Source organism: Streptomyces sp. NPDC055287 (genome assembly GCF_053646035.1).
In genome coordinates, this window is sequence record NZ_JBSHNE010000095.1 from 1 (window position 1) to 6,740 (window position 6,740).

Annotated in this window: 6 protein-coding genes and 1 pseudogene; 2 read left to right on the forward strand and 5 right to left on the reverse strand. The window is 67.3% G+C overall.

Annotation, left to right across the window (positions count from 1 at the left end):
• The coding region (locus ACWIHY_RS39815; protein ID WP_454381612.1) for a transposase at positions 1-153 on the forward strand (153 nt) is incomplete at its 5' end.
• 6 nt (positions 154-159) lie between these two features.
• Here ACWIHY_RS39815 and ACWIHY_RS39820 read toward each other — a convergent pair.
• The 3 genes from ACWIHY_RS39820 to ACWIHY_RS39830 form a co-directional block, all read right to left on the reverse strand.
• The gene (locus ACWIHY_RS39820; protein WP_454381602.1) at positions 160-1,521 is read right to left on the reverse strand and encodes a LysM peptidoglycan-binding domain-containing protein; all 1,362 of its coding nucleotides are present in this window, start codon (positions 1,519-1,521) and stop codon (positions 160-162) included.
• 68 nt (positions 1,522-1,589) lie between these two features.
• Positions 1,590-3,056 (reverse strand): hypothetical protein, encoded by a 1,467-nt coding sequence (locus ACWIHY_RS39825; RefSeq protein ID WP_454381604.1) that lies wholly within the window; start codon positions 3,054-3,056, stop codon positions 1,590-1,592.
• 26 nt (positions 3,057-3,082) lie between these two features.
• The gene (locus ACWIHY_RS39830) at positions 3,083-3,871 is read right to left on the reverse strand and encodes a peptidoglycan-binding domain-containing protein (protein ID WP_454381606.1); all 789 of its coding nucleotides are present in this window, start codon (positions 3,869-3,871) and stop codon (positions 3,083-3,085) included.
• Between the two features lie 384 nt (positions 3,872-4,255).
• Here ACWIHY_RS39830 and ACWIHY_RS39835 point away from each other — a divergent pair, with 384 nt between their 5' ends.
• Positions 4,256-5,551, forward strand: a complete 1,296-nt coding sequence (locus tag ACWIHY_RS39835) for an ISAs1 family transposase (protein WP_454381608.1) — start codon at positions 4,256-4,258, stop codon at positions 5,549-5,551.
• A 64-nt stretch (positions 5,552-5,615) separates the two neighbouring features.
• On the opposite strand, the gene ACWIHY_RS39840 is transcribed toward ACWIHY_RS39835, so the two are convergent.
• Positions 5,616-6,485, reverse strand: coding sequence for a hypothetical protein (locus tag ACWIHY_RS39840; protein WP_454381610.1), 870 nt, complete (start codon positions 6,483-6,485; stop codon positions 5,616-5,618).
• A gap of 103 nt (positions 6,486-6,588) precedes the next feature.
• Positions 6,589-6,740 (reverse strand): annotated as a pseudogene (locus ACWIHY_RS39845) (IS5/IS1182 family transposase); the annotation flags it as partial.

Here is a 6,740-nt window from a genome sequence, read left to right on the forward strand (position 1 = left end):
ACCCAACGCTGGGTCGTGGAACGTGCGTTCGCCCACCTGCACTGGTTCCGCCGCCTACGAATCCGCTGGGAGATACGCGACGACATCCACGAAGCTTTCCTCACTCTCGGATGTGCACTCATCTGCTGGCGACGCCTGAAGTCATTCCGATAGGAGTTCTTAGGGGATCGTCAGCTGTTGCCCCTCCTCGAGCTTGTCGGGGTTGGTGAGGTTGTTCGCCTCGGCGATCTCCGGCCAGCGCTCCCGGTCCCCGTAGAAAGTGAGGGCGATACGGGCCAGCGTGTCGCCCTTCACCACGGCATAGTGCCGAGGTGGCGCCGCCGCGGGCGCGTCGTTCGGTGGCAGCGTCGGCAGCCGTTCGAGCTGCCAGCCCACCACCTGCAGGCCCGGGTTGGCGAGCACACCGTCGACGATCTGCGAGGTCACCGAGAACGGGCCGAGGTTCGTCGCCAACTGGGAGGCCGCGACGTCCTGCTGGGACCACTGCGCAGTGACCTTGAGATTCCGGATGGCCAGGAAGGCGGTCGGCAGCCAGGCCAAGGTGCCGGCCGCGGCACCTCGGGTGACGCCTTCGCGGGAGACACCGGGCACGTACCAGGTGGTGTCGTCGAGCAGCGGCCAGAACAGCCACGGCCGGGAGATGCGCACCAGGCAGGCGTCGAAGGTGATGGTGGAGTCGCTGGTGGTCGTGGCCGGTTTGGTCTGGGCCGCTTCGAGCAGGCGCCTTTTCGCGAGCAGGCGCTCCGACAGGGGCAGCCCGCCGAGTTTGGGAAGGATCTCAATCGGCAGCTTGGGTGGCACTCCCACCGTCGGTCCGTCCGGCATGGGCACAAGGCGCGGCGGCGTCAGTTCTCCGCGTTGGATCAGTGCGGCCCGCCGGGTCAGTTCGAGCGGCGGTATGTGCCGCAGCTCGTCGGGGGCGAGCCCGAGGGAGCTGCCCACGCGTACGTCGTCCGGCCGCAGCCGCCAGCGCAGTTCGTCGGCAGGCTGTGCCTGGCTGCTGCCCCGTACATGGATGGTGCGGGACTTCCAGCCTTCGGCGCAGGCCCTGTCGTACCAGTTGACCGGTTGTGCCGTGGCCGGGCGGAGCTCGATGAGCTGGCCGGTCACGGAGGCATTGCCCAACCGCTCCCACAGCCGCAGCCCTTGTGCCTTGAGCGCGCTGAACGTCTCGACCCGCTGACGGCGGGCCGCGGCGTCCAGGGACGGGGGCAGCAACGGCTGGGCGGGAGACAGCAGCCGGTAGTAGTAGGCGGTGTCGATGTCCGCCTCGGAGAAGGCGATGTCCTGGCCGGATTCGACGCCCAGGGGAATGCGGTTCACCAGGTCCGAGAAGCGCTCCACGGCGAGTTCGGGCGAGTAGCCGTCCTGGGGCTGCCCGGTCAACTTGAAGTCGGCGTCCGCCAACGCCATGCCGAACCGGTCGAACCGGAAGGCGACGGCCGAGTCGCTCGGCGTGCCGAGTTCGGCCTTGATCCACTCCTGTACGGGCTGGAACAGCGACGTGGCGAGAAGCCCCATGGTGCCCTCCTTCCGCGGCGCCACGGGCCGCACCGGCCGACCGGTGCGGCCCGTGAACCGTCGGGTTCCTACTGCATGTAGTCGGCCGAGCTCAGCCCGGGGCTCTGGGGCAGGATCTCGGAGACGTAGCCCACCAACTGGATGCCGGTGCTGCGCAGTTCCTCGCCGGATGCGTCGGCGGTGAAGTCCACGTCCTCGTTGCGGTGTTTGTAGCCGCCGCTGATGGCGAAGCACGCGTATCCGAACGAGGCCCCGGCGCTGGTCTGCGTGGTCGCCTGCTGCCAGTCGGACTTCCAGTTGTCCCATTTGATGCGGAAGTCCTTGACGAGGATGACACTGGTGATAAGGGAGGGCAGGAAGACCTCCTCGCCCTTGTCCGGCCTCTCCTGCTTCATGTCACCGCGCGAGATCGACCCCTTCGCGTAGTCGCCCGCCAGGAACCAGTTCTTGAGGTTGAGCAGGGAGGTGTCGATGCCCATGCGGCGTATGTCGGCGATGCAGTAGTTGAAGCTGATGGCCAGGTTCTGCGTCTGGACGTTGAGGCTGTTCTGCGACTTGGTGTGGTCGAAGCCGCCGCCGGCCGACCACAGGCCGATGGAGAAGCCGCCTCCGCCCGAGTACGTCGACGACGAGGACCGGATGTGGCTCTCGGTGTGGAAGTCGGTGCTCGTGTAGGTGGTCCAGCCGTCTTTCTCGTCCGGGTCGGCCCACGTGGTCGGCGACATCGTCACCCACGGAATGTCGCCGATGCCGGGGAAGTTGAGCAGGCTGTTCTGGAATCGCCTCTTGCTCCGCGCTATCAGCGCGATGGCGGGGTCGGTTCCCTGGGAGGCCAGGGTGTTCAGCGCCTTCTCCACCTGGCCCTTGGCGCCGAACGAGGTCCACTGGTCGAACGCCTCGTTGACTTCGTCCTGCGGGATCACGCCCTCGACCGGCCAGCGGGACAGCTTCTGGGGGTCCGTCAGCGCCGTACTGTACGCGCGGTTGTAGGCCTTGACCTTGGTGCGGTACTTGTCCCGGTACTCCATGTAGCGCTGGTACTTGGCGGTGGGCAGCCCTTCCTGGTCCATCAACGTGGCCGCTGCCGCTTCGTACTCGGCCTTCAGGCTCGGGGTGATGTCCGCTTTCGGCGGTACGCCGTTGGCACCGTTGATGATGGCCCACCACGAGTCGCTGACCTTGCTGGCGCCGGGCATTGTCTCGTACCGCGCGTTCATGCGCAGTTTGCTGTCGGTGAGCAGGAAGGTGTTCACGAACGCCCGCTGCGACTTCGTGATGCCCTGCAGTTCCCGGTCCGTGTCGATCTTGGAGCTGCCCGTGGCCGGCTCGCCCGGCGGCGGTTCCTTGGGAGCCGCAGGGGGCTTGTCGAGGTTCACGCCGATCGGGGCGAAGGGGTTGGCGTAGTCCTCCATGCGGATGGGCAGGCCGACACTGCGGAAGGAGACGAAGTAGCCCTCCGGTATTTCCTTCTTTTCCGGATCGGCTCCCACGGCTTTCATTTCGAGGTCGCGGAGGATCTTGAAGACGTCGGGCATGTTCGACTCCTCGCAGGTGTCGCGCGTCAGAAGTGAATGAAGTCCTTGGGCGGGTTTCCGTGAAACGCGCGCGTGCGCGCGCAGACTTCGACGCCTTCACGCTGGCCCGCGTCGTTCGTGTCTCCCTCGATGGTCGAGAAGGACTCGTCGTATACGGCGGTGACGATTCCCGTGTGATTCCAGTCGCCGTCGGCGCGACGGATCAGGAAAAGGCAGCCGGGTGTGATCTTCCCGGCGGCGCCGTCGCCGGTGAGTAGCAGTCCGGCGTGCTCCGCCTGCAGGGCCAGGGCGTCGGTGGACACGGAGCCGGGGAGCGGCATGTCCACTTCCAGCGACTGGGCGGCCTGCTCCAGCAGGAAGGTGACGAAGCCTGCGCACCAGGCGAAGGCCTCGCCCTGCCGGCCGTTCATGTACAGGCGCACCCACGGTCCCGCGTTCGGGCCGCCTACCTCACGAGGACGGGCCGCGAGATGCGCCCGGGCGTATTCCACCAGCGCGTCGGCGAGCGGGACGGAGGCGGTGAGACGCTGCCTGAGCACGTCCACCATCGGGGCGACGAACTGTCCGAACGTCGCCTCGTCCACCTCGCCGGTCTGCTCGAGCCCGCTGCGCGATTGGAACTCCGTCACGGCCCGGCGTGTAGCCGGTCCGAAGGCGCCGTCCACCACGACTCCGGCGCCGTGCAGGTTCAGCCACTCCTGGGCCCGCCGCACAGGCTTGCCGAGCGCCCCTTGGGACACCGGTGCCGTGAATTCGACTTCGCTGCGAATCCATGGGGAAAGCTCCGCCAATTCCCCGTCGAAGACATGCGCCATCGTCCCTCCTGGAGACCTTTCACACACGGCGAATGGTGCAGGAATGAAGAATTAGAAGAACACCCCCATGGCCACCCCCAGGACGAGCAGCATCCACTCCCGCGCTGCACCTGTCTATATGCGAAACACGCCAAATCCGGGACCTGTGAAGACTTTCCTTTACTGGTGTCGATGCGCATCTACGGGAATTGAGCTGCCTGTTGGTGACGTCTGCTCACCGGTGCCGCCCGAGGGGCGGAGTGGTGATCACGAGGCAGGGCCCCGGCGTGTGCCCGGCTCGCCCCGGCTTGGAGTGGTTGATCGCAGCAGCGGTCCCAGGAAGCAGGTGAACACGGCACCTGGGGATCATGGAGTTCTCTACGCTTCAAGATCCACGAAGGTGCCGTGTTCGTCCCTCCATCATCTCCTGTAGCTGCTCCCGCGCCTCACGCGCCCTGCCTGGAGGCCCTCGGTGAGGCTGTCGCGCGGGTTCAAGTCCGTTGTCTGGTTGCCGAGTTCGAGTCGGTCACCGACCCGCGAGGGGCTTGCGGGGTGCGTTACCGGATCTCCTCGCTGCTGGCCCTGGTGGTCTGCGCGATGACTGCGGCGGGCCACGACTCGATCACCGCGGCGGCGGAGTGGTGCCGGCGTGCGACGCCGCAGGAGCTTGCCGCTTTCGGCCTGCCCTATCACCCGTTGCTGGGCCGCTACCGAGTCCCGAGTGAGAAGACCCTGCGCAGTGTCCTGGGGCGTCTGGATCCCGGTGAGATCAGCGCGGCCGGCTACGACTACCTCCGGCCCTTGCTGTCCGCGCAGCCCCGTCGGCCGTATCAGGTGATGCCGGACGGTGGAATCGAGCGCGAACAGCGCCGAGCCCATCGGGCGGCCACCCGTGCCGAGCCAGTGAGGTCCAGGCGCCGGGCGATCGCGGTGGACGGCAAGTGCCTGCGTGGCGCGAAGCGACCGGACGGCAGCCGGGTCTTCGTGCTGTCCGCGGTCCGCCACGGCGACGGCGTCACGCTCGCCTCGCGCGAGATCGGCGCGAAGACCAACGAGATCCCCGAGTTCGCACCCCTGCTTGACCAGATCGACGACAGAGATCTCGCGGGGACCGTCGTCACCGCCGACGCCCTCCACGCCCAACGCGACCACGCCACCTGTCTGCATGAACGTGGCGCCCACTATCTGCTGACCATCAAGAACAACCAGCGGGGCCAGGCCCGTCAACTCCATGCCCTGCCCTGGAAGGACATCCCCGTGATCCACCGCGACGACGCGCGAGGGCATGGCCGCCACGAGCAACGGATCGTCCAGGTCGTCACCGTCGCGGGCCTGCTCTTTCCGTACGCGGCCCAGGTCCTGCGGATTCAGCGCCGTCGCCGTCTCTACGGAGCGAAGAAGTGGTCCAGCGAGACCGTCTACGCCATCACCGACCTGACCGCTGATGAGGCGAATGCAGCCGAGATCGCGTCTTGGGCTCGCGGGCACTGGACGGTGGAAAACACCGTCCACTGGGTCCGAGATGTTGTCTTCGGAGAGGACAAGTCCCAGGTCAGAACCCGCAACGCGCCCGCCGTACTCGCTGCTGTCCGTGACCTGATCCGCAGCGCACTCAAGCTCGCCGGATACGTCAACACCGCCGCCGGACGCCGAGCCCATACCGACCGCCCCCGCGTCCTCACTCTCTACGGCATCACGTGATCAAATCGGACGAGCCGGGCAAACGCCGGGGCCCTGCGGGTCAGGATACTTCCGTGGGCATGGTTCACGACGCGCGTGTCACGGTGCCGGAGGTGAACCACTGGACGAGCGTGGCGGCTATGTGCACGCCGGCCCGTGCGGCCTCCAGGGTTTCCGGCTGTGTGGGTGTCTGCTTGCCGTGCCGTGACGTCTGGCCGTCCCACAGCGCACGCATCATCGACTCCACCGGAGCGATCGGGTCCTTCGTGACCGGTGTGGAGAGCGCGGTCGTGAACTTGGGCCGAGCGGATCCGCTGATCTCGCCCAGCATCGTGCCGAGCGTGGCCCGGGCGTGGTTCGGCTGGATCACGGCGTGGGCCGCGCACTCGACCGCCTTGATGGCCTCGCTGTACGCGCGTACCGGGTCGGGCTGGCGTCCGTACGAAGCCTTCCAGGCGGTGGCCAGGTGGTCGGCGGCGGAGCCGGCCGCGGGCAGGGACGCGGCGGTGGTCACGGTCTCCTTCACCGCGTCGCGTACGGCTGCAGGTACGCGCACCTCCAGCCCGTCGCGGTCGTCGTTGACGCGGTATGCCGAGCCGCCCTCGCTGAGCATCCAGTTCAGAACCAGGGCGGAGTCGCGGTTCGTACTGCCGACTGATCTCGCGCGCAGTTCCAGCAGGTGATCGACGAGGTCGAGGAGTTCGTCGTCGTGGCAGTACCGAACCCGGTCGCTTGCGGTCTGATTGCCGGTGATCTCCATCCGCATCTGCAGGCACAGCGAGAGCGCCGTTCCTTCGTCGGCGCCGCGGTACTCGGAGGCGCCCAGCTGCGCCTCGAACCAGCTGCGCAGCGGCTGGCGCAGGTGCGCGGGAAGCCCGTCGTACGGCGCGTCGTCGTCGACGGCTTCGGCGAGGCCTGCGCGGACGGAGAAGCGCTGCCGCGGGGTGGTCGTCATGGTCCGGGAGGGTACCGGCGATGGGCACGCCAGCTTCCGTGCGGTGCCTGGCGCCGAACCACCACAGCACCCCGAACTCCGGTCCGTCCTGGTCTAAGAACTCCTATCGGAATGACTTCAGGCGTCGCCAGCAGATGAGTGCACATCCGAGAGTGAGGAAGGCTTCGTGGATGTCGTCGCGTATCTCCCAGCGGATTCGTAGGCGGCGGAACCAGTGCAGGTGGGCGAACGCACGTTCCACGACCCAGCGTTGGG

What these genes read in the sequence shown, in the direction of transcription:
- ACWIHY_RS39830 (WP_454381606.1), bottom strand. Translation starts at nt 3,871, where the DNA reads ATGGCGCATGTCTTCGACGGGGAATTGGCGGAGCTTTCCCCATGGATT.
- ACWIHY_RS39825 (WP_454381604.1), bottom strand. Translation starts at nt 3,056, where the DNA reads ATGCCCGACGTCTTCAAGATCCTCCGCGACCTCGAAATGAAAGCCGTG.
- ACWIHY_RS39840 (WP_454381610.1), bottom strand. Translation starts at nt 6,485, where the DNA reads ATGACGACCACCCCGCGGCAGCGCTTCTCCGTCCGCGCAGGCCTCGCC.
- ACWIHY_RS39820 (WP_454381602.1), bottom strand. Translation starts at nt 1,521, where the DNA reads ATGGGGCTTCTCGCCACGTCGCTGTTCCAGCCCGTACAGGAGTGGATC.